Origin of the sequence: Protofrankia sp. Cj5 (assembly GCF_917627405.1) — a bacterium.
Classification (GTDB): Bacteria; Actinomycetota; Actinomycetes; order Frankiales; family Frankiaceae; genus Protofrankia.
The window spans coordinates 65,746-85,316 of sequence record NZ_CAKJTO010000003.1; the positions used below are offsets into that span (position 1 = coordinate 65,746).

General features: G+C 68.3%; 19 protein-coding genes and 1 tRNA gene. 13 read left to right on the plus strand and 7 right to left on the minus strand.

Features of this window, described 5'->3' with window-relative positions:
• The first annotated feature begins 537 nt into the window (after nt 1–537).
• Both MJ777_RS01735 and MJ777_RS01740 read left to right on the plus strand, forming a co-directional pair.
• The gene (locus MJ777_RS01735; RefSeq protein WP_239372651.1) at nt 538–1,086 is read left to right on the plus strand and encodes an ATP-binding protein; all 549 of its coding nucleotides are present in this window, start codon (nt 538–540) and stop codon (nt 1,084–1,086) included.
• Nucleotides 1,087–1,221: 135 nt separating this feature from the next.
• Entirely contained in the window at nt 1,222–2,490 is a 1,269-nt protein-coding gene (locus tag MJ777_RS01740; protein WP_239372653.1) for an ATP-binding protein, read from the plus strand.
• Between the two features lie 248 nt (nt 2,491–2,738).
• On the opposite strand, the gene MJ777_RS22950 is transcribed toward MJ777_RS01740, so the two are convergent.
• Genes MJ777_RS22950 through MJ777_RS01750 form a run of 3 tightly spaced genes read right to left on the minus strand, consistent with a single transcriptional unit; the run spans nt 2,739 to nt 5,124 of the window.
• Nucleotides 2,739–2,900 carry a hypothetical protein gene (locus MJ777_RS22950; protein ID WP_370652619.1) on the minus strand — a complete coding sequence of 54 codons (162 nt, stop codon included), beginning with the start codon at nt 2,898–2,900 and terminating at the stop codon, nt 2,739–2,741.
• Nucleotides 2,894–3,223: an ATP-binding cassette domain-containing protein gene (locus tag MJ777_RS22955; RefSeq protein WP_370652620.1), complete on the minus strand. Its 330-nt coding sequence runs from the start codon at nt 3,221–3,223 to the stop codon at nt 2,894–2,896. The genes MJ777_RS22950 and MJ777_RS22955 overlap by 7 nt, the downstream gene beginning before the upstream one ends.
• On the minus strand, nt 3,220–5,124 hold the full coding sequence (locus tag MJ777_RS01750) for an ABC transporter ATP-binding protein (protein ID WP_239372664.1): 1,905 nt from the start codon (nt 5,122–5,124) through the stop codon (nt 3,220–3,222). The genes MJ777_RS22955 and MJ777_RS01750 overlap by 4 nt, the downstream gene beginning before the upstream one ends.
• Nucleotides 5,125–5,456: 332 nt before the next feature.
• Between MJ777_RS01750 and MJ777_RS01755 the strand changes: the two genes are divergently transcribed.
• A complete protein-coding gene (locus tag MJ777_RS01755; protein ID WP_239372666.1) occupies nt 5,457–5,621 on the plus strand; it encodes a hypothetical protein in 165 nt (54 codons plus the stop codon).
• Nucleotides 5,622–6,242: 621 nt separating this feature from the next.
• On the plus strand, nt 6,243–6,602 hold the full coding sequence (locus MJ777_RS01760) for a protein kinase (protein ID WP_239372685.1): 360 nt from the start codon (nt 6,243–6,245) through the stop codon (nt 6,600–6,602).
• Nucleotides 6,603–6,624: 22 nt separating this feature from the next.
• On the opposite strand, the gene MJ777_RS01765 is transcribed toward MJ777_RS01760, so the two are convergent.
• Entirely contained in the window at nt 6,625–7,245 is a 621-nt protein-coding gene (locus MJ777_RS01765; RefSeq protein WP_239372687.1) for a hypothetical protein, read from the minus strand.
• A 203-nt stretch (nt 7,246–7,448) separates the two neighbouring features.
• Between MJ777_RS01765 and MJ777_RS01770 the strand changes: the two genes are divergently transcribed.
• Genes MJ777_RS01770 through MJ777_RS22960 form a run of 4 tightly spaced genes read left to right on the plus strand, consistent with a single transcriptional unit; the run spans nt 7,449 to nt 9,984 of the window.
• Nucleotides 7,449–7,931: a cation:proton antiporter regulatory subunit gene (locus MJ777_RS01770; RefSeq protein ID WP_239372689.1), complete on the plus strand. Its 483-nt coding sequence runs from the start codon at nt 7,449–7,451 to the stop codon at nt 7,929–7,931.
• An 18-nt stretch (nt 7,932–7,949) separates the two neighbouring features.
• Nucleotides 7,950–9,314 (plus strand): cation:proton antiporter, encoded by a 1,365-nt coding sequence (locus tag MJ777_RS01775; RefSeq protein ID WP_239372691.1) that lies wholly within the window; start codon nt 7,950–7,952, stop codon nt 9,312–9,314.
• 57 nt (nt 9,315–9,371) lie between these two features.
• A complete protein-coding gene (locus MJ777_RS01780) occupies nt 9,372–9,893 on the plus strand; it encodes a hypothetical protein (RefSeq protein ID WP_239372693.1) in 522 nt (173 codons plus the stop codon).
• The gene (locus tag MJ777_RS22960; RefSeq protein WP_370652623.1) at nt 9,862–9,984 is read left to right on the plus strand and encodes a universal stress protein; all 123 of its coding nucleotides are present in this window, start codon (nt 9,862–9,864) and stop codon (nt 9,982–9,984) included. Before MJ777_RS01780 ends, MJ777_RS22960 begins: the two co-directional genes overlap by 32 nt.
• On the opposite strand, the gene MJ777_RS01785 is transcribed toward MJ777_RS22960, so the two are convergent.
• Nucleotides 9,968–10,801: a universal stress protein gene (locus MJ777_RS01785; protein WP_239372695.1), complete on the minus strand. Its 834-nt coding sequence runs from the start codon at nt 10,799–10,801 to the stop codon at nt 9,968–9,970. The two genes, MJ777_RS22960 and MJ777_RS01785, sit on opposite strands and share 17 nt — an antisense overlap.
• 59 nt (nt 10,802–10,860) lie before the next feature.
• Between MJ777_RS01785 and MJ777_RS01790 the strand changes: the two genes are divergently transcribed.
• Genes MJ777_RS01790 through MJ777_RS01805 form a run of 4 tightly spaced genes read left to right on the plus strand, consistent with a single transcriptional unit; the run spans nt 10,861 to nt 12,738 of the window.
• A complete protein-coding gene (locus tag MJ777_RS01790; RefSeq protein ID WP_239372704.1) occupies nt 10,861–11,403 on the plus strand; it encodes a cation:proton antiporter in 543 nt (180 codons plus the stop codon).
• A complete protein-coding gene (locus tag MJ777_RS01795) occupies nt 11,355–11,732 on the plus strand; it encodes a hypothetical protein (protein ID WP_239372706.1) in 378 nt (125 codons plus the stop codon). The genes MJ777_RS01790 and MJ777_RS01795 overlap by 49 nt, the downstream gene beginning before the upstream one ends.
• A 53-nt stretch (nt 11,733–11,785) precedes the next feature.
• Nucleotides 11,786–12,154: a hypothetical protein gene (locus tag MJ777_RS01800; RefSeq protein ID WP_239372708.1), complete on the plus strand. Its 369-nt coding sequence runs from the start codon at nt 11,786–11,788 to the stop codon at nt 12,152–12,154.
• Nucleotides 12,151–12,738: a tyrosine-type recombinase/integrase gene (locus tag MJ777_RS01805; protein ID WP_239372710.1), complete on the plus strand. Its 588-nt coding sequence runs from the start codon at nt 12,151–12,153 to the stop codon at nt 12,736–12,738. Before MJ777_RS01800 ends, MJ777_RS01805 begins: the two co-directional genes overlap by 4 nt.
• 102 nt (nt 12,739–12,840) lie before the next feature.
• Here MJ777_RS01805 and MJ777_RS01810 read toward each other — a convergent pair.
• Nucleotides 12,841–12,913: transfer RNA gene (locus tag MJ777_RS01810), tRNA-Arg, on the minus strand.
• A gap of 563 nt (nt 12,914–13,476) precedes the next feature.
• Here MJ777_RS01810 and MJ777_RS01815 point away from each other — a divergent pair.
• A complete protein-coding gene (locus MJ777_RS01815; RefSeq protein ID WP_239372712.1) occupies nt 13,477–15,603 on the plus strand; it encodes a serine/threonine-protein kinase in 2,127 nt (708 codons plus the stop codon).
• 105 nt (nt 15,604–15,708) lie between these two features.
• Here the strand turns inward: MJ777_RS01815 and MJ777_RS01820 are convergent, their stop codons facing one another.
• Nucleotides 15,709–19,278 (minus strand): hypothetical protein, encoded by a 3,570-nt coding sequence (locus MJ777_RS01820; RefSeq protein WP_239372714.1) that lies wholly within the window; start codon nt 19,276–19,278, stop codon nt 15,709–15,711.
• Nucleotides 19,279–19,571: the final 293 nt, after the last annotated feature.

Genomic DNA, 19,571 nt, shown 5'->3' on the forward strand with positions numbered 1-19,571 from the left:
GCGGTCGGCGCTCTTTCGAACGCCCGCCCGGTGGGCATTCTACCGATCGACGTTCCGCCGAGACCCCGGGGTGGCGTAGCGGCAATAATCGTCGGAACATGTCTCCCCCGCTTTTTATGGATTGGCAACGACGGCGAAACAATACATGCCCGCGATCGCTGACGAACCCGCGGGCTTAGCATGAATCGGATATTAGCGGAGGTCCTGCGCCTTCTGAACGTGCTCCGAGAGACCGCCGACGGTCCGCGGCCCACGCTCGCCGGCATACTGCATTCGGGGTTTATCCGCAGTAGTACTTCCCGCAACTGAACGCCACGGTGGTGGTCTTCCCGACGCCCGATCCGGCTCGATCCGGCCCGGTCGGGGCCGCGTGGGGAGCGGTTCCTGGACAACCGTTCTGTAGACGGTCCGGTACCTGTGATCGTGTGCGATGTCATCGGAATCCTGAAACGGCACATGAAACAGCGCGGAATTATCACCGGAATGTTTCGTGCCGATGATTGGGAGTATCCCGAGGAGGTGCTTCGAGAGACATTGGTGAACAGTCTGGTGCATCGCGACTACTCGCCGTCAGCTCAGGGTGTCCAGATTCAGGTCGAACTCTACCCTGACCGGTTGCGGATCCGGAACCCGGGCGGGCTCTTCGGGCCGGTGAGCCTACGAGAACTCGGACTCGGCACAGTGCCACCCTCATCGCGCCATTCTGTCCTGCTCAAGATCCTGGAGGACACCCCGCTCGATCCAGACCGGACAGTGTGCGAGAACCGAGGCACCGGCATCGCGCGCATCCGTGCAGCGCTCGCCGAGGCGGGCATGGAGTCACCGGTCTTCGAGGACGACATCGCGGCGTTCACCGTGACGATTCCCAACCCCGCGCTCCTTGATGAGGAGACCAGGGACTGGTTGTCCACGCTGAACATCGCCGGGCTCACGGGTGCGCAGCTCACCGCGCTGGCACTCACTCGCCGCGGGGAGACCCTGACCAACGTCAGCTACCGGGGCGCGACCGGCGTCGCGGACAGTCGACCAGCGACCACGCAGCTCAAAGAACTGCGCGCCCACGGTCCGCACCCATCTGACACGTAGCGCCGGTTGTGGTCCGCGGCGCCGCGTTGTACCCCCCGCCACCCTCCGCCGCGGGGCTGTCCGCGAGGTCGGATCGGCAGACCTGCGATCATGCTATCGGAAGACTAGAATATCTGCCATTGGTAGAGTAGAGATGTGGTCGACTACCGGCGTCGTGTCCTTGACGGCATGCTGGACGCACTTCAGCCGCATCTTCGCGCTCTGTCGATCCACGGGCCGAAGGCGGTGGGCAAGACCGCGACCGCGATGCGGCGCGCCGGGTCGATCATCGATCTCAGCCTTCCTGGCCAGCGTGAGATCGTGGCCGCCGATCCGACCATCCTGACCCGGCTGCCAGGGCCGGTCCTGGTCGATGAGTGGCAGCGCCTTCCCGAGGTGTGGGACCACGTGCGGCGCGCGGTCGACGCCGGCTCGCCGGCCGGTCACTTCATCATCGCGGGCAGCTCCGCGCCGCGAGGGGCGGTGGTCCACTCGGGCGCCGGGCGGATCGTGCCGTTGCGGATGCGCCCGCTGAGCATGGCCGAGCGGGACGTCGACGAGCCGACTGTGAGCCTCGCCGCGCTCCTCGACGGAAACGGCGACGTCGGGGGTGCGACCGCCGTGCGGTTGACGGATTACGTCGAGGAAATCACGGCATCGGGCTTTCCCGCTATCCGCGACCTGCCGCCGCGGGTGCGTCGAGCCGAACTCGATGCGTACCTGGACAATGTCGTTCAACGTGAGTTCCCCGAGCAGGGTTACCCGATCCGGCGCCCGACGGTGCTGCGCGCCTGGCTCGCGGCCTATGCCGCCGCCACGTCGACGACGACGGCCTACTCGAAAATTCTGGATGCGGCGACTCCCGGCCTGGGTAACAAGCCAGCCAAGGAGACCACTCTTGCCTATCGTGACGCCCTGTCGTCACTGTGGTTGCTCGACGCGGTCCCGCCGTGGATTCCCAGCCGGAACCATCTCGACCGGCTCAGCCGGTCCGCCAAGCACCACCTGGCGGACCCCGCACTGGCCGCGCGGCTGCTCGGACTCGACGACTCCGCGCTGCTACGGGCCGAGCAGGGCAGCACCGTCCTGTCGGCGGGGACGATCCTCGGGGCACTGTTCGAGCATCTCGCCGCGCTCAGCCTCCATACCTACGCCGAGGCCGCCGAGGCCCGGGTAGGTCACCTGCGTACCCAGAACAACGACCATGAGGTCGATCTGATAGTCGAGCGCTCGGACGGCCGTGTGCTGGCGGTCGAGGTCAAGCTGGCGGACCGGGTCGAGGATTCCGACGTCAGGCATCTGAACTGGCTACGGGACCGCATCGGCGAAGATCTGATCGGCGCCCTCGTCATCTACGCGGGGGAGCATGCCTACCGTCGACGGGATGATGTCGTCGTAGTCCCGCTGGCGCTGTTCGGTCCGTGACCGTCGGCTGAAAGGTCACGGCGGATTCCAGCCGCAGCCTCTCCTCCGCGAGCTGTTCTGCCACGCCCAGCAGACGGGAGCGCCCTGGCGGAGCTGACCATCAGCGACGTCGGCCGGCGGGACAGCCGGTAGCTGACACTCCGTCGTTACGAGCTGCCGGCCGGCGGTCGCACGGCCCCGCGAGCTGCGGGGTCGCGTCCGGGTTGCAAGCCCCGTCAGGGCCGGCGTACCCCCCGTCCCGGCTGTCCCTATGTGGACACGGTTCCTGGCGGGACATGGGGGAGGCGGGCGTAGGCGCCCCCTGCCGCCAGCAGCTCGCCGTGCGTGCCCCGTTCGACAACCGTGCCCGCGTCCAGGACGTGGATGGCGTCGGCGTCTACGATCGTCGACAACCGGTGCGCGATCACCACCCGGGTGCGTCCGGTGCCCAGCCGGGACAGTGCCTCCTGCACCACACGTTCTCGGTCAGCGAGTCCAGCCGTGACGTGGCCTTGTCCAGGACGGGCACGGGCGGGTCGGCGAGCAGAACCCGGGCAAGGGCGAGCCGTTGGCGTTCCCCGCCGGAGAGCTGATAGCCGCGGGCCCCGACCATCGTCTCGATGCCCCGCGGGAGTTTGTCCAGCCGCGGGCGCAGGCCGGCGTCGACCGCGGCGGTGGCCACCTCGTCGTCGCTTTTCCTGAACCGGCCGTGGTCCTCGATCGGCCGTGGTCCTCGATCGGTCGTTGCCCTCATCCAGCCGCGGCCATTGTGGCCATGGTGGTGGCGGCCACGGTCGGCTGGTCGAACTGCGTCCGGTACAGCTCCCCGTAACGTCCGCCGGCGCTGAGCAGGTCGGTATGGGTGCCACGCTCTACGACCCGTCCGTCCTCGATGACAAGGATGAGGTCGGCGGAGCGGATGGTGGACAGCCGGTGCGCGATCACTATCGCGGTCCGTCCGGTGAGTGCCTCGGCCAGGGCCGCCTGTACCACGGCCTCCGAGGTGGAGTCCAGGTGCGCGGTGGCCTCGTCGAGGATCACTACTCGCGGCCGTGCCAGCAGGAGCCGGGCGATGGTCAGGCGTTGGCGTTCACCGCCGGAGAGGCGATACCCGCGTTCGCCGACGACGGTGTCCAACCCGTCGGGCAGGCTCTCGACGAGGTCGGCAAGCCTGGCTCGGCGCAGCGCGTCCCACAGCTCGTCCTCGGTCGCCTCGGGCAGTGCAAGCAGCAGGTTCGCACGGATCGACTCGTGGAACAGGTGCCCGTCCTGTGTGACCATCCCGAGTGTCGCGCGGATGGATCCGGCGGTCAGGTCGCGGACGTCGATCCCGGCCAGGCGCACTGCGCCGGTGTCGACGTCGTAGAGCCGGGCCGTCAGCTGTGCGATCGTGGACTTTCCGGCGCCTGACGAGCCCACCAGCGCTACCAGCTGCCCGGGTTCGACCCGGAACGAGACGCCGTGCAGAATCTCGACGCCGCCACGGGTGTCGAGGACAGCGACCTCCTCCAGCGATGCGAGCGAGACCTTGTCCGCGGGCGGGTAGCTGAAACTGACGTCGTCGAATTCCACTGACACCCCTCCCGCTGGCACGTGCCGCGCGTCCGCGCGGTCGGCGATCAGTGGTTCGAGGTCCAGAACCTCGAACACCCGTTCGAAGCTTACCAGAGCGCTCATGACTTCCACCCGGGCGCTGGCCAGCGAGGTCAGCGGGGCGTAGAGACGGGTGAGCAACAGCGCGAGCGCGACGACCGCGCCGGGTTCCAGCTGCCCACGCAGCGCGTAGAAACCGCCGAGCCCGTAGACGAGGGCAAGCGCCAGCGCCGAGACCAGGGTCAGCGCGGTGATGAACACCCACTGCACCATCGCCGAGCGGACCCCGATGTCGCGGACGCGCCGCGCCCGTACGGCGAACGCGGCGGACTCGTGGGCGGGCCGGCCGAACAGTTTCACCAGCGTCGCGCCGGGCGCGGAGAAACGCTCGGTCATCTGCGTGCTCATCACCGCGTTGTGGTTGGCCGCCTCGCGTTCGAGCCGGGCCAGCCGGCTGCCCATCCGCCGTGCGGGCACGACGAACAGCGGCAGCAACAGCAGCGCGAGCACGGTGATCTGCCAGGAAATTCTGATCATCACGGCGAGGGTGAGCAGGAGTGCGACGATGTTGCTGACCACGCCGGAGAGCGTGTTACTGAAGGCCCGTTGCGCGCCGATGACGTCGTTGTTCAACCGGCTGACCAGCGCGCCGGTACGGGTGCGGGTGAAGAATGCGATGGGCATCCGCTGCACGTGGTCGAACACGGCGGTGCGCAGGTCAAGGATCAGGCCCTCGCCGATAGTTGCCGACAGCCACCTGGACACCAGCCCGAGGCCGGCCTCGGCCACCGCGATGACGGCGATGAGCACCGCGAGCCCGACCACGACGTGGACGGCCGCGCCGCGCACGATCGCGTCGACGACCCGGCCGGCGAGTACCGGTGTCGCGACCGCCAGGACCGCCGTCACGACGCCGAGCAGCAGAAACCAGGTCAGCTGCCGGCGGCGCGGCCGGGCGAAACCGCCGATCCGCCGCAGGGTCGCCTTGGAGAAGGGGCGCCGTTCGTCCTGCGCGGTCATCGCCTTGTGCATCGACATCCACGCGGTGACTTCCATGCTCATGGAGTACCTCCGCTCATGGGTTACCTCTCGGTGGCGCAGGGTTGCTACCGGCATGCGGCGCCGGCCGTCGAGGGAAGGTTAGAGGTTCAAGCGAACTGCAGGTCAAGCGCGACCGGGCCGACCTCACGGAGTTCAGCCGCAGAAGCAGAAGAGAACATAATCGCCGACACAGTCGCTCTTACTGGCACGACCAGCCGGCTCTGTTTGATCTGGCTCATGCCGATCGTCGTGCCACTCCCGGATCGGCGTGACATCACCGCTAGAGCCTTTGATCGCTGGATCCTCTCCGGGTGGTCGCCCTGTCTGTCGGGATGGCCGGGAGGAGGTCGCGGGTGGAAGCACAGGTCGCGCGCTGCGCGGGCCTGTATGTGCACAAGGGCGAGATCGTCGCCTGTGTACGGCTCACGGAGGTACCAGGCTGGCCGGTCGACCTCCGGCTGCACACGTTCGGGGCGACGGCCCGGGTTGGGACGGGATCCACCACGCTCGGCTCCTGATCGTCATGTGAGCGGATGGACGTCGATCCCGTCTAGCGTGACCTCGTGCCCGAGCCATCCCCCTGCTCCGTGCCGGGGAAAGCGCCGCGGAAAGATCCGCGGGCAGCTCGGCGCCGACCGCGACCCGCATTGCTGATTTTCGGTGAATTCCCACCGAAAAAACAACGCCGTGCCGGCTATCCGTTATCTGGGTCGCCCGTGGGGGCGCCGTCCTGCGCATTACCCCGGCCGGTGAACGCGACCAGCCACCCGGCAACTCTGTGCCGCAACCTACCAGCTATCGTGTGGATACTTCCGTAACAGGTAACAATCGGGAGCAGCAGACCGCATGTCCACAAGATCACTCATCCTGCTCCTCGGGATCGCGCTCCTCGTTGTCCTGGTATCCGGGGTACTACGGTGGGCAGGCAGGAAGGCGGCGCTTCGTACGCTGTAGAAAGTACTGCGGACGACCCGCACGCTCGAGGCCTTCCCCAGCACTCTCCGGCCGGTAGGGCGCCCTTTCCTGGCGCGCCGCCCCCGCACAATCGGCCTCCGACACACGTCGTCGATCCGTGGCAGCGCCAGATAGCGCTTCCGCACCGGCAGCCGGTCGAGACGACGAAGCGACCGAAGCAGGGCATGATCGGCAGCCCGCTCGAACCTTACGAACCCCGGCAACTCGGAGGCTACCGCCTGCTGTCACGTCTGGGCCACGGTGGTTTCGGCAACGTCTACTTCGGTGTCGACAGCACCGGCCGAAGAGTCGCAGTCAAGATGATGAGACCTGAACTCGTCACCGACGCCGAGTTTCGCGAACGATTTCGCCGAGAGGCGGAGAGCGCCAAACGCGTCGCCGCCGCTCGACCGCCGAGGTCCTCGATTTCGACGACCGCGGCCCACTGCCCGCTGCCCTATCTGGTCACGGAATACATCGATGGCCCCACCCTGTACGCATGGGTCCGCGACAATGGTCCTAGTACTCCAACCCGACTTTTGTGATCACAAAAGTCGGGTTGGAGTACTAGTAGGGCTTCGCCTTCCCTCGCTGGGCCAGCGGGGCGTGGGGGTTGGTCGAGTCGATGAAAGTGGCGAAATTGGTCATGTCGAGAATCAGCGTGTGGGTGTCCAGGCCGAATACCTCGATCATCCGCCTGGTCAGCGCGGCCTCGATCCGGTCGAGTTGCCCGGCGTCCACACGGTCCATCACGTCCCAGAACCGGCGGTGGTTGAGCGCCACCGCCGGGATCTTCGTGATGCGGCCGAGGGCGGTGGTCGCCCACCAGGCGGCGAAGCCGGCCTTGGAGCGCGGGTCGCAGACCCGGTTCAGCGCCGCTAGGATCAGGTAGGTGCCGGCGGAGACCCCGCCGCTGACGCGTGGATTGCCCAGCACGCCGGCGATCATGGCGGCGGCGTCGAGCCGCGTGAGGACCCCCCACGCTGCGGCCACGTCGCCGAACCGGCGGTGCAGGGTGTCGTCGGGCAGCGTCGGGTCGCCGCCCACCGCGGTGAGCCTGGCGATCACCTCGTCCTGGGTGCCCAGGTAGACCTGCTCGACGATCCGGGGCCGCCCGTCCACCCGGGCCGAGGTCGCCGCGTAGAGGTAGGTGTGGTCGCCGAAGCGCTTCTTGATAATCGAAGTCATTTTTAGGTAATACGCACCCCAGGGCTAGATCGAAAATCTTCGGTCGTATGAAACCGCAGCACAGCAGGGGTGTACCCACACTTGAACCATGGTCAAAAGTCGACAAGTTACCGACGAGTTAGGAAGCTCGGGCTAGGGTGGGGGGAGCTGTTCCTGCCCGTGGGGTTGGGGCTGTCGGGTCGAGGCTTGACGGAGGGCTGGCTGTGGATGTTGAGGAGACTGCGCTTCCCGGTGTCGGGTTGCGGCATGACTTCTCTACCCGGGCGGGCCGGCGGGTGGGGGTCGTCTCGCATCATGGTGGCCGTCGTGAGCTGGTCATTTATGATGCTCAGGACCCGGACGCCTGCGCGGAGTCGGTGGCCCTCACTCCGGAGGAGAGTGACGTGCTGTCGGAGTTGCTCGGCGCTCCGCACATTGTGGAGAAACTGGAGGATCTGAGCCGGGCGTTCGCGGGGCTGGTCGGCGAGCAGTTCAGGATTCTGCCGGGTTCGCCGTATGCCGGCAGGCAGCTGGGTGACACGCAGGCGCGGACCCGTACCGGGGCGTCGATCGTGGCGGTGGTCCGGGACGATGAGGTGTTGGCGTCTCCGCGGCCGGACTTTCGTTTCGAGGCTGGGGACGTGGTGGTGGTGGTCGGCACGCCGGAGAACACGGCGGCGGTCGGCGAGCTGCTGCGGACCGGTTGACGGGTCACCGCGAAGCCTGTGCACAACACGACGTCGATCCTGCTGGAGCTGGGAGCGGTCCTTTTCACGCTTGGGGTCGTCGGGCATGCCGCGACCCGGTTCGGTGTCTCGCCGATCCCGTTCTACCTGGTGGGTGGGTTGGCGTTCGGGCACGGCGGGCTGCTGCCGCTGGGGGCGAGCGAGGAGTTCATCGAGGTTGGCGCCGAGATCGGCGTCGTTCTGCTGTTGCTCACGTTGGGGTTGGAGTACACGGCTGACGAGTTGCTGGTCGGTCTGCGACGCAATGCGCCGGCCGGCGGCCTCGACCTGGCTTTGAATGCGGCTCCTGGTGTGGCTGCGGCGTTCTTGCTGGGTTGGGGGCCGGTCGCGGCGGTGGTGCTGGGTGGGGTCACCGCGATCTCCTCGTCGGGGATCATCGCGAAGGTGCTCGGGGACCTAGGCCGGTTGGGTAACCGGGAGACTCCGGTGGTGCTGTCGATTCTGGTCCTGGAGGACCTGGCGATGGCGGTGTACCTGCCGGTGCTGACGGCGTTGCTGGCGGGCCAGACGGTGGCGCGCGGGTCGGTGAGCCTGGCGGTCGCGCTCGGTGCGTTGGTCGCCGTGCTGTTCCTGGCGTTGCGGCACAGCGCGAAGGTGACGTTGTTGGTTTTCAATCCGGCGTCCGACCGCAACGACGAGATCATCTTGTTGCGGGCGTTGGGGCTGGCGTTGCTGGTCGCCGGGGTCGCGCAGCGGATGCAGGTGTCGGCGGCGGTCGGGGCGTTCCTGGTCGGGATCGCGCTGTCCGGCCCGGTCGCCGAGGGCGCCCGGGAGGTGCTCGCCCCGCTGCGGGACCTGTTCGCGGCGGTGTTCTTCGTGTTCTTCGGCTTGCAGACCGATCCGGCTCAGATCCCGCCGGTGCTGGGTGTGGCGTCGCTGCTGGCGCTGGCTGGGGTGGTCACGAAGGTCACGACCGGCTGGTGGGCGGCGCGGCGGGCGGGGATCGGCACGCTGGGCCGGTTCCGCGCGGGCAGCGCGCTGATCGCCCGCGGTGAGTTCTCCATCGTCATCGCGGGGCTGGCGGTGGCTGCCGGTGTCCAACCCCGGTTGGGTCCGCTCGCGGCGAGCTACGTCCTGCTGATGGCGGTGATCGGGCCGGTCGCCGCGCGGGTGGTCGAACCGGTGACGAAGGCGGTGCTCGCACGGCGTCGACCGGCGGCGTCCGGGACCGGACGGGGCGGGTCGACGCCGCCACGGCGGGGGGTGATCCGCGGGGGGCCGGCTGGTTCCGGGTCCGGCCCGTTTGTGCCGGCGGCGGGGGTGCGGCGCGGCCGGGCGCGGGTCGAGGTTGCCGACGACGACCCGGCCACGAAGAGTGTGCCGCCGGACGGTGCGAGTTTCTGACGCTGGCGGGAAGGGTGGATACTTGCTGTCTCGCAGGTCATCGCCGATCGCAGGTCGTTGCGGCGGGTCACGCCAGGCCGGCTGGCTGTCCTGCCACTCGACGGGCTGGGCGGCAGCCGCGGGCGGAGCGGGGGCGACGGCCAGGGGCTGGTCGGGAGAGGCGCGCCGATGTCGATGACGGGTGCGTCGGCCGTGCCCCCGGACTCGCGTGGCGGTTGGCCCCGGCACCTTCTCGTGGCCACGGACTTCTCGGGCGGCGCGGCGCAGGTCGGCGTCGCGCTCGCTCCCCGGGACGCGCGACGGATCCTTGTTCACTCGACGGTGGTCATCGGTGAGAACCTGATGCGGATGAGCGGTGTGGAGGAGGATGCCATCGCGCTGCTGCGGTCGGTCCAGCTGGAGCAGGCGCGGGCGCGAATCGAGGGCATCGCCGACGCGCTCGATCCGGCACCGCATGAGGTTGTCGTCGAATCGGGTCGGCCGGAGGTGCGTGTACACCGAGCTCGCCCGCCGCCGCGCCGACCTGGTGGTGGTCGGGACTCACGGGATGTCCGGTGTCCGGCAGGCTGTCCTCGGTAGCGTCGCCCAGCAGGTCTTGCGGCGCGCGCCGTGTGACGTGCTGGTCGTCCGGGGACGGGGCCTGCCTGGACCTGTCACGTCGTCCGGGTGAGCAGTAGCGGGGCGGGGCTTCGGGTCAGCAGGTCGACGGTGACACCGCCCAGCAGGAGATGGGCCAGTCCGGTGCGTCCATGCGAGGTGGTGACCGCGATCGCGCCGGGGCGGGAGGTAAGCAGGTGGGCGATGCGTTCGGCGGGGTCGGTGCCGGTGAGAAGCGTGTGGGTGGCGGCGAGATTGCCGGCCGCCAGCGCTTCTACCGTACGTGCCAGCTGTTGTTCCGTCGTGTCCACTGCGGAGGGATCGTCTGTTGGCGCGGCGACATGCACGAGTTCGATCTCCATCCCGGTGTGCCGGGCCCACGTCTCGACCGCCGTCAGCGCCCCGGCCGCGTGGGGCGATCCGTCGAGACAGACCAGCAGCCGGCGGTAGCGTGGCGGGGCCAGCGCGGGCTGGTAGCCGGGTCCGACGAGCAGCAGCGGATGGTTCCCGCGGCGGATGACGTGGGTGGAGACGCTGCCCAGGATGAGCCGGTCGACGTGGTCCTGGTGCTGGGCGGCCATGCACACTAGCGTGCCGGGCTGGTCGGCGGCCATCTCGACGATGACGTCACCGGGCCAGCCCGAACCGACGAGCGCGACCTCGACGCGGTCATAATCCACGGTCTCGGCGACGGCGTCGAGGTCTCGGGCCCATTCGCCGCGGACCGGGTCGTAGACGGTGACCAGCTCCAACGGGCAGTCCAGCTGGCGGGCGATCAGGACGGCGGGATCCAGCGCCCGAGCGGCCGCGGGGGAGCCATCCAGCGGCACCAGCACGCGTGTCGGAAAGGGGAAGGAGCCAGCCATGCCACGCCCCCGGAGCACGCCCATGGCCGGTCCCCACCGCCGCCGTCCCTGCCTTCGCCGTCCCCGCTGGCGTGGATGATGTCATGAGCATTCGACTGCCCGCCGACTGGTGGATCCTGCTGGTCGCCGGGGTGGTCATGGCCGCCTTCGCCACCCGGCTGCGGTTGCCCGGCCTGCTGTTGTTCCTCACCCTCGGCATGATGATCAGCGACGACGGGCTGCGCCTCGTCAGCCTTGCCGATCCCCGGGCCGCTCAGATCGGGGGCACGGCCGCCCTGCTGCTGATTCTCTACGAGGGTGGGCTGACGACCAAGCCCCGCGACCTTCGGCAGGCGGCGCTGCCCGGTCTGCTGCTGGCCACCGTCGCCGTCGTCGTCACCGCCGCGGTGACCGGCGCGGGGGTGTACCTGCTGCTCGACGTCGAACCGATGACGGCGTTCCTGGTCGGGGCGGTGGTGGCCTCGACCGACGCGGCGGCGGTGTTCGCCGTGCTTCGCCGTGCTTCGCCGTGCTTCGCCGTGCTTCGCCGTGCTTCGCCGTGCTTCGCCGTGCCCCGCTGCCCCGCCGGCTGGCCGCCGTGCTGGAGGTCGAGTCCGGCGCGAACGACCCGATCGCGATCATGCTGACCATCGGGCTGGTGGAGACCTGGCGTGCCGACCCCGGCCTCGCCGACTGGGTGGTCTTCGCGGTCCGCCAGATGGCCGGCGGGCTGGCGGTCGGCGTTCTGGCCGGTCTGGCGGGCAGCCGGCTGCTGATGCGGGTCAACCTCGGCCCGTCCGGGCGCCTACCCGGTGGTCGCGCTCGGCGTCGCCGGGGTGTCCTACGGGCTGGCGGCGGCGATCGGCGCGTCGGGGTTCCTCGCCGTCTACGTCACCGGGCTGTTCGTCGGCGCCCGGGTGCCGCTGCACCGCCGGGGCATCCGCACCTTCCACGAAGGGCTGGCCAGCACCGCTGAGGTGGGGCTGTTCCTCATGCTGGGCGTGCTGGTGTTCCCCTCCGACCTGCCTGGTGTTGGTGCTGCCCGGTCTCGTCGTCGCCGCCGTGCTGGTCCTGCTGGCCCGCCCGATCGCCGTGCTGGTCTCGCTGGTGTGGCTGGGCTACCGCTGGCAGGAACTGGCCTTCATCTGCTGGGCCGGGCTGCGCGGGGCGGTGCCGATCGTGCGAGGGCGTCAGAATCTTGGCAGAGCCAAAAATCTGACAGGCTCTCATGCCGACGGCCGGGCTGTCGCATCGTCCCAGCTCACAGGCCCAGGCCGACTTTTCGCACCCCACAGGGTCCTGGCGGTGGCGTTGGTTGATCGGCTGGCCGCGCTGTGGATGGTCATGTTGGCGTTGGGTCTACGGAAGGGGAGGCGCTCGGGCTGCGCTGGGATGTGATTGATCTGGACGCGGGCACGGTCGAAATCCGGCGTAAGCAGCGGCGGCGGCTGGTCGGGGTGGATCCGGACACGGGCCGCAGGCGCTGGGAGCTGGTGGAAGATGAGCAGTTGAAGACCAGGGGGTCGAAGGCGACTCTCGCGCTGCCGGAGATGGTCGTGGTCGTGCTGCGTGAGCACAAGGCACGGCAGGATGCGGCGAGAGCGGCGGCGCCGGTCTGGCATGACGACGGGCTGGTGTTCACTACGTCTACGGGTCGGGGGATCCAGCCGCGGAACGTTAACCGCTGGTGGGACAGGGTTTGTGCGGACGCGGATGTCCATCGAACACGTGTTCACGACCTGAGGCACACGTCGGCCACGCTGTTGTTCCGTGCCGGGGTGGACCTCAACGAGATCCGGGCGTTGCTCCGGCACACCCGCATTGCCACCACGGCGGACATCTACATCGATGTGTTGGAAGATGTCCGGCGCGGCACCGCGGCGAGTATGGACACCATCCTTGGCCGGCTGGCGTCGTCCACCCGCCCGACTGTTACGGAATGTGACGACGGTCAGGGTGGCGCCGAGGTGTCCGAGGGCTGATCGTTTCCAATTGCAGTACGAATTGCAGTACTGGCGATCACTGAACCATCAGGGGCACGGAACCATGGCTGGCTCCGTGCCCCTGACCTGCCTCAACCGGCGCGCGCTCGGAGGGACTCGAACCCCCAACCTCTTGATCCGTAGTCAAGTGCTCTATCCGTTGAGCTACGAGCGCCTGTCGGACCACCATAGCGGACCGACTGGGCAAGACTACAACACCAGCGGATGATCTCCGAGCGGGCATCAGTGTGGTGCTGGTCGGCGCGGCTCGCTGGTCGCGGCTCGCTGGTCGGTCATTATTGATCATTGATGTCATGGCCGCCAGCTGGTGCCGCTGTGTCTGATCTGCCTGTCGAGCCTCTGTCCGAGAGGATGTGGCGGGCTGGAGCGTCTTTTACCCGTGGAAGGGCCGCGGGAATCTCGCTCGCCGCGGGCATCGGCCTCGGCTCTGTAGGCTGGCTTCTGGGTCCGCCTCTCGTCGGAGGTCTCGCGGCGTTGGCGGGCCCGCAGGCCGCGTTGCTCGTTGTGATTGCCTTGGCCATGACGGTCACAGTCCGGGCATCTTCGCGTCCACGCTGTCTGACTGGTTGTGGATGTCTGGATCATGCGATCATCTGATCGCGCGATGAGTTCGCGACTATTGATGGGGTATGTGACGGATGCATGACCAGGATGCGGGTGGGGTCTGTGCAGTCGGGTAATCTCCGTAGGTGATCAGGGTCGGCGAGAGGGGATCGAATGCTCGCGCCGCTGGCTGCTGACGATCCGCGCTCGGTTGGGCCGTACCGCCTGCATGGCCGGCTTGGTGAAGGCGGTATGGGGGTCGTCTACCAGGGTTTTGCCCCGGACGACACGCCGGTGGCAATCAAGTTCCCGCACCGCAACGTTGCCGCGGATCCCGAGTTTCGCGCGCGTTTTCGGCAGGAGGTCACGGCTGCCCGGCGGGTGCGTGGCACCTTCGTCGCTGAGGTGCTTGACGCGGACGTCGACGCTCCCCGGCCGTGGATGGCAACCGCCTATGTGGACGGTGTGAGCCTGGCGGACGCCGTGCGTCGGCGTGGTCGCCTGGACGGCACCGCGCTGATGAGTCTCGCCGTCGGCCTTGCGGAGGCTTTGGTCGTCATCCATGGTGCCGGTGTGGTGCACCGTGACCTCAAACCCGGGAACATCATTATGGCGTGGGACGGGCCGAAGGTCATCGACTTCGGTATTGCCCGGTTGTCCGATGCCACCGTGAACACGAAAACTGGTTTCAGTATCGGAACTGTCGCCTGGATGTCACCTGAGCAGCTATCCGGCGAACGCGCCGGACCCGCTGCCGACATCTTCGCCTGGGGCACCTGCGTCGCGTTCGCCGCGACTGGCCGGCATCCCTTTGCCGCTGAGACGCCGACCGCGTCGATGGCCAGGGTGCTCGGCGGTCCCCCCGATCTTGATGGCATTCCTGATCCGTTCGCCTCGGTGATCGCCAGGGCGCTGGCCAAAGTGCCTGCCGAGCGCCTCACCGCCGCTGCCGTGGTGGCCGGTCTCACCGGTCGGCAGATACACGGAATCACCGAATCGGAGCAGATCGCGACGCGTCTCGTCCGTGGTGCGGACGTCCCGCCGCCGGCACGCCAGTACGGGCAGCCCCCAGCGACCCGCCGGGAAGCCCCGTGGCCAGGCTGGCAGACCCCACCGCCACCAGGCGTGGGCGGCTACCCCGGCTCTTCGCCTGGGACGCCCCCGCCGGACGGCTGGCAGCGGCCAGCCCGCGAGGAACTGCTGACGCCGCAGCCAGCACCACCGGCCGCGGCGGAGGCAGATGCGGATGCGCAGGCAGGGGCGGCACCACCGGCCGCGATCGACCTGCGTCGCATGCTTGCCCCCCCGGGCCCGCCCCAACAGGGCTGGTTCGGTCGTTCCGTGCCGATGTCAATGCCGATTCTGGCTGTCCTGCTGGTGGCAGCGCTCCTTGCGCTGATTCCCGCGGCGCTGCGGGTACCGGCGCTCTACCGGAACGGTGATTTGTGGGATGTTTTTGGCGAATTTGGGATCGCGTTTCTGGCGTTGCCGGTATCAATCATCGGTCTTGTGGCCGGAAACCGATGGGGTAGTTGGCGTGACTTCGCGGGCGGCTGTGTCGTCGGCCTGTCAGTGATGTCGCTGGCAGAACTCGGTTGGACCCATGAGGTCATTCATCAGCCAGCCCATGTGGGTTGGTGGATGATTGTGCTGGGTGCCGCGGTGGCTATGATCACCGTTTTTTCCTGGCGAGGCTGGACCGCTGGTTGGAGTTCGGGGCGCTGGACAGCCCTTGTCCTGTTGTCAGTCGGGCTGGGCGTCGTCATGTTCACCCGGGCCTATCCCCTTTGGAAATCCTACCTCCTTCCCGAGCAAAGCAGCCTGATCGGGGCATCTGTTGTCGGGGGGCTGCTGCTTCTTGCCAGTCTGCTGGCGCCGTCCGGAGGCCCGGCATTTCTCATCACGGCGACAGCTGCCGGCGTCTGTGCGCTCGAGATGTTCCAGCCGGAACTTAGGATTTACATGGCGGACAGTTTTGCCGTGGCCATTGGGCTGGTAGCGCTGGGTTTACTGTGCGATCGCCGGTTGGACCGTTTCTTTCTCTTCGCGGCAAGGGTCACAGCCGCGGTGGCGCTCCTGCGGGTGAAGGTGCCGCTGTTTCTGCCGGCGCGCTTTTTTGTCCCTCTTGGCGGCACCAACCTGGACCTGCCGGATGTCCACGTCGCCGCTTTCGGGACGATCGCGGTGCTTGCGCTGTTCGGGGCTCGCGTCGGCGGCCCGCTGCTGCCGATGCCCGGACCGTGGCAACCGCCGTCGTCTTCCGTGCCCCCGCCATACCGGGCCAACAGGCCGTATGGCTGACCGGCCGTGAATCGAACCCTTCTCGCGGCCTTGGCGCTTGTGCCCGGTGGACCCGCGGCTGGTACTCCGGCTATCGGCTACTCCGACTATCGGCTGGTGCTCCGGCTATCGGTGGCGGAGGCCCGACAGGAGCTCCCGTATCAGCTCCCCTGTCTCAGCCTGAATCTTCAGGCCGCTTCGCGGTGGCGCGATCACGCGGTACATTTCACCGATCACGGCTTCGAGCGCTTTGCGGTCGCGTCGGGCAGCCACTGTACGTAACAGGTCTTGCCAGAGGACTTCGGCGGTCGGCACAGCGCGCAGGCCGGTCCGGCATGCCGCGACGGCGGTTAGGGTATCTCCATAGCCGAGCGTGAGCATGGCAAGTCGGTGGGCCACGTCCACAACCGCGGTCGTGGTCGCAGTCCTAATGGCGCTCGAGGTCAGCCAGCGGTAGCGCTGATCCGGCAGATTCGTCCACAAAGGACCGGTGACCAGCCGTAATGCATTGTTGAGATTCTCTTCGGCATCGGTGTCCGGCTGCTTGGAGCGACGGGCGTAGGCAACGAACAGGTCCCAGTCGCACCGGAGGTCGTCCGCGAGCCGCCAGGATCCGTCGGCGCTGGCGGTGATGCGCGGGCTGCCGCCGCTGTCTGGCCCAAGCCAGGCGCGGGCGTGGTCGAGAGCCGCCGTCACCACGTCGTCAGGTACGCCGTGCGGCCAGAGCGTCGTACTGAGGTCATGGATGGCTGTGCCGTCGCGATGCAGGGCGAGATAGATCACCAGTTCGGTCAGCAGGTCCCTGCGATCGGGCTCCAGCGGACCGGGAGCGTCGACGGTGACGGTCCCCAGAACACGGATCTCGGCTTCGCTCGGGCGGTAGAGGTCCACCGTCACAAACAGGGGTGTTTCTGGTCGAAGAACCAGTGCGGCCGAGGCGGATGTATGCAGGTCAGGCAGGGGCGAAGGCGGGCTGGCGGGCGGCTCGGGCCGGGGCAGCGTGTCATTTCCGGAGGCGCTGCCTGTGCGTGGTTCATTACCTGGGTCGGAGGTTTTTTGATCATTATTTTCCTGGCGCGGCCGGAGAGCGGGCGGTTCGACGCTTGCGCCGAGGGCCGTGTGATCGTGGGTTTTTTTGCGTGGGAGTTCCTCCTCACCTGATGCATCCGGGATGCCTGGAAGCTCGCCCGGTGGAAGCAGATGGGGGCGCCGTGCCTGAGGCAGCCGCGCTGCTGGCGCTGCTGGCGCCGGATGCGGCGCCTGGCTGCGTGTGTCATCCGGTCGCTTCTCACCCGGGGGAAGAACAGGCGGCGGCCGTCGGGCCACGGCCTCCCGCATGGACACCTGTGCCAGCGCTGTCTGCGGAGTTCCAGCGGATTGGGCGGGCGCAGCCTGGACCGGAAAGGACCGAGGCGGCGGGAGCGCCGGCAGGCCCGTGGCCGGGATCGTTCGGGACCCTGCGGACCCCGAGGCTGTCCCGCTTTCCCCGGCTTCCCTGCCTGCACCGGTATCGAGGGGATATGGCGGATTGAGCACCATGGCCCGTTCCCCTGGAGGTGACGGGGGCCTGGGCGGTGGGGTCGGTGGCGGCGTGGTTGCCGGTGGGGGCGGAGGCGGTATCGGCGGGATGCTCGGGATCGGCGTATCTCTCTGACTGTCGGGCGCGCCAGGGGATGGCCTCCGCGCGCCGGAGCCGAGGGGGCGCATCCACCGCGGAATTTCCGGTACCCACGGGACGGGTGCCGGTGCCGGTGTCGGTGTCAGCTCTGGGCCGGGCGCCGACGCGGCGGCTGATGAACCCCCGTCCACAGACCGGACTATTTCGGCGTTTGGAAGAGCCGCCCATGGCATGTCCGTTATGGCGATGCGCGGCTGGGTACGGTCCGTGGCTTCCGCGCGGCTCGGAGCCGCCGGCAGCGCGCGTGGCTCGGGGCCGCGCGTGTCCCCGGACGTTGAACCCGCGTCAGGCTGGCTGAACATCTCCAGGATGGCCGCGTATTCGGGCGCTGACAACGTCAAGGCGTTGACGTCCAGCCCGAGGACACCCAAGGAGAGCCTGCGCTCGGCGTCTACCGTGAAGCGCCAGCGGGCCGCGGCAGTGTCGCCTACCGTGATTACCCCGATGCCCTGGGTGCGTCCAGCGGCGAGAACCGACAGCCGCGCGACATCGTCGCCGGACGGAGGCTCGGGCAGCACCAGCAGGTCCGGCGCCCACAGCGCCTGGGTCCGCGCTGCTTGCCGGCCTCGCAGCGCCGCGTCGAAGGTGCTGTTCACATCGTTTCCATGACCGCTGTGCTCCCGCCCGCTGCCGGCCGGATCCCTCGTGCCGCCGGCCGCGCCACCGTGCCGTGAGCCGCGATCGGACAGTTCACCCAGAACCTCGTCGAGGCTGCTACTGGTGCGCAGCCTGTCCGGGACGATCGGCGCGGTGAGGTCCGGAAAGCCAATCATGTAGACGCGGAGGTCATCCGACCAGAGGTTCGTGGCAAGTTCCACCGCGATGGACACAACTGCTTCACGAGCCACGGCGGCATCCCCGACCAGGCTGATGATCCCTGGGGCGCCTTCGATGTCCACGAGAATCTGGGCGCCATGGTCGTCCGTGCCAACCGTGGCAAGGCCCGGATAGGGTGCGGGCGTGCTCGCCGGAATCCCTGCGACAACACCCGCGGGCAGGCCGTCGGGCGTGTCGGCGAGCCGATCGATGAGCCAGTGTCCCGGTATCTCGCCAACTCGCCATGGCGGCGGCGGCCCTTCAGGTTCGGCTGGCGCGATGTGAAGCAGCAGCGCGGAATCGCTGAGAGTCGCCGCATACACCGGGGGCAGGGCACGACCGGCCTGGGTCAGCTCCGCGGAAAGCACCCGCAGCGCCTGGTCGACAAATCGGGCCGCCCCGACATCGGCGGCGAGGCGGAGCATGGTTTCGAAGTCATCGACCGCATCATCCGCGTTCCTCCGTGGCCGCCGTTCGGCAAGCGCCACCACCACTCCCGCGGCCAGCAGCGCGGAACCGGCGATCCCCCGTAAGGGCGTGATAACACCCGCGGCAGCCATGACCCCGGTATCGACCTTCGCGGCCACTGCGGTACCGGAGCCTTCGGGCTGGCTTTCACCGGTCGCACCACCGGTCGCACCACCTGGCGAAACCCCCGGGGAACCACGGGAAGAGCCGAGGGATGCCGCGTCATCGGCAGGGGGCTGGACAGCCGACGCCGTGATGGCGGGACGCGGCCTGGGCTCGTTCGTGCCGGGTGTGAGGAGGATAGCTGTGCCGGAGAACAGCAGGGTGGCGGCGACGAGACGGTGCGCCAGCGTCTGCGAGCTGCCGCCCAAGGGGATCCGCGGCGGCAGCGCCGAGCCCCGGTGTCCGGACCACCACTCGGCGATCACGCAGATGACGAAGTGCACCCAGGCCAGCCACACCACGTCCGCCAGGATCGCCAGCAGGCTCGCTGGGTCGACTGTGCGCGCCGGTGCCCAGGCTGGCGCCCAGGCCATGGGAATCGGTGGACCGACCAGCAGCACCAGCATGGCTGGCACGCCGACGATGATTGTGGCGAGGAGCGCGAAGGCCCTGGCCGCGCGCAACCGCGCTCGCCGCGGGACGGGCGGGGAAGCGGCCCGTGCGGTCAGCCTCGCGTGCCGGCGGCCGGATGTTCCGGCGTGGTCGCGGCGGGACGGTGTCACGCTGTTCATGGTCTTCCCCCGCGATCAGGCAGCCCAGGGTCTGGTCTGGGCTGTGGATAAACGCCATCACTTTATATGGTTTAACTATTACCGAAAGTCATTTTTGTAGATCTTTTGCCTGGCCTGACAGGTGCGGCTCGGGTCGGGCTGCCGGCATGCGGATCTCGCTGGGCGATCCGATTGTCGCCGACCGACATGTTGATCTATTAGCGGAGTGGCTATCGGGCCTCTTCGGGGGGTGTTGGCGGGCGGCGCAAAACAGTAGATTTGGACAAAAACGTCTATAACCATACCAACGCGGG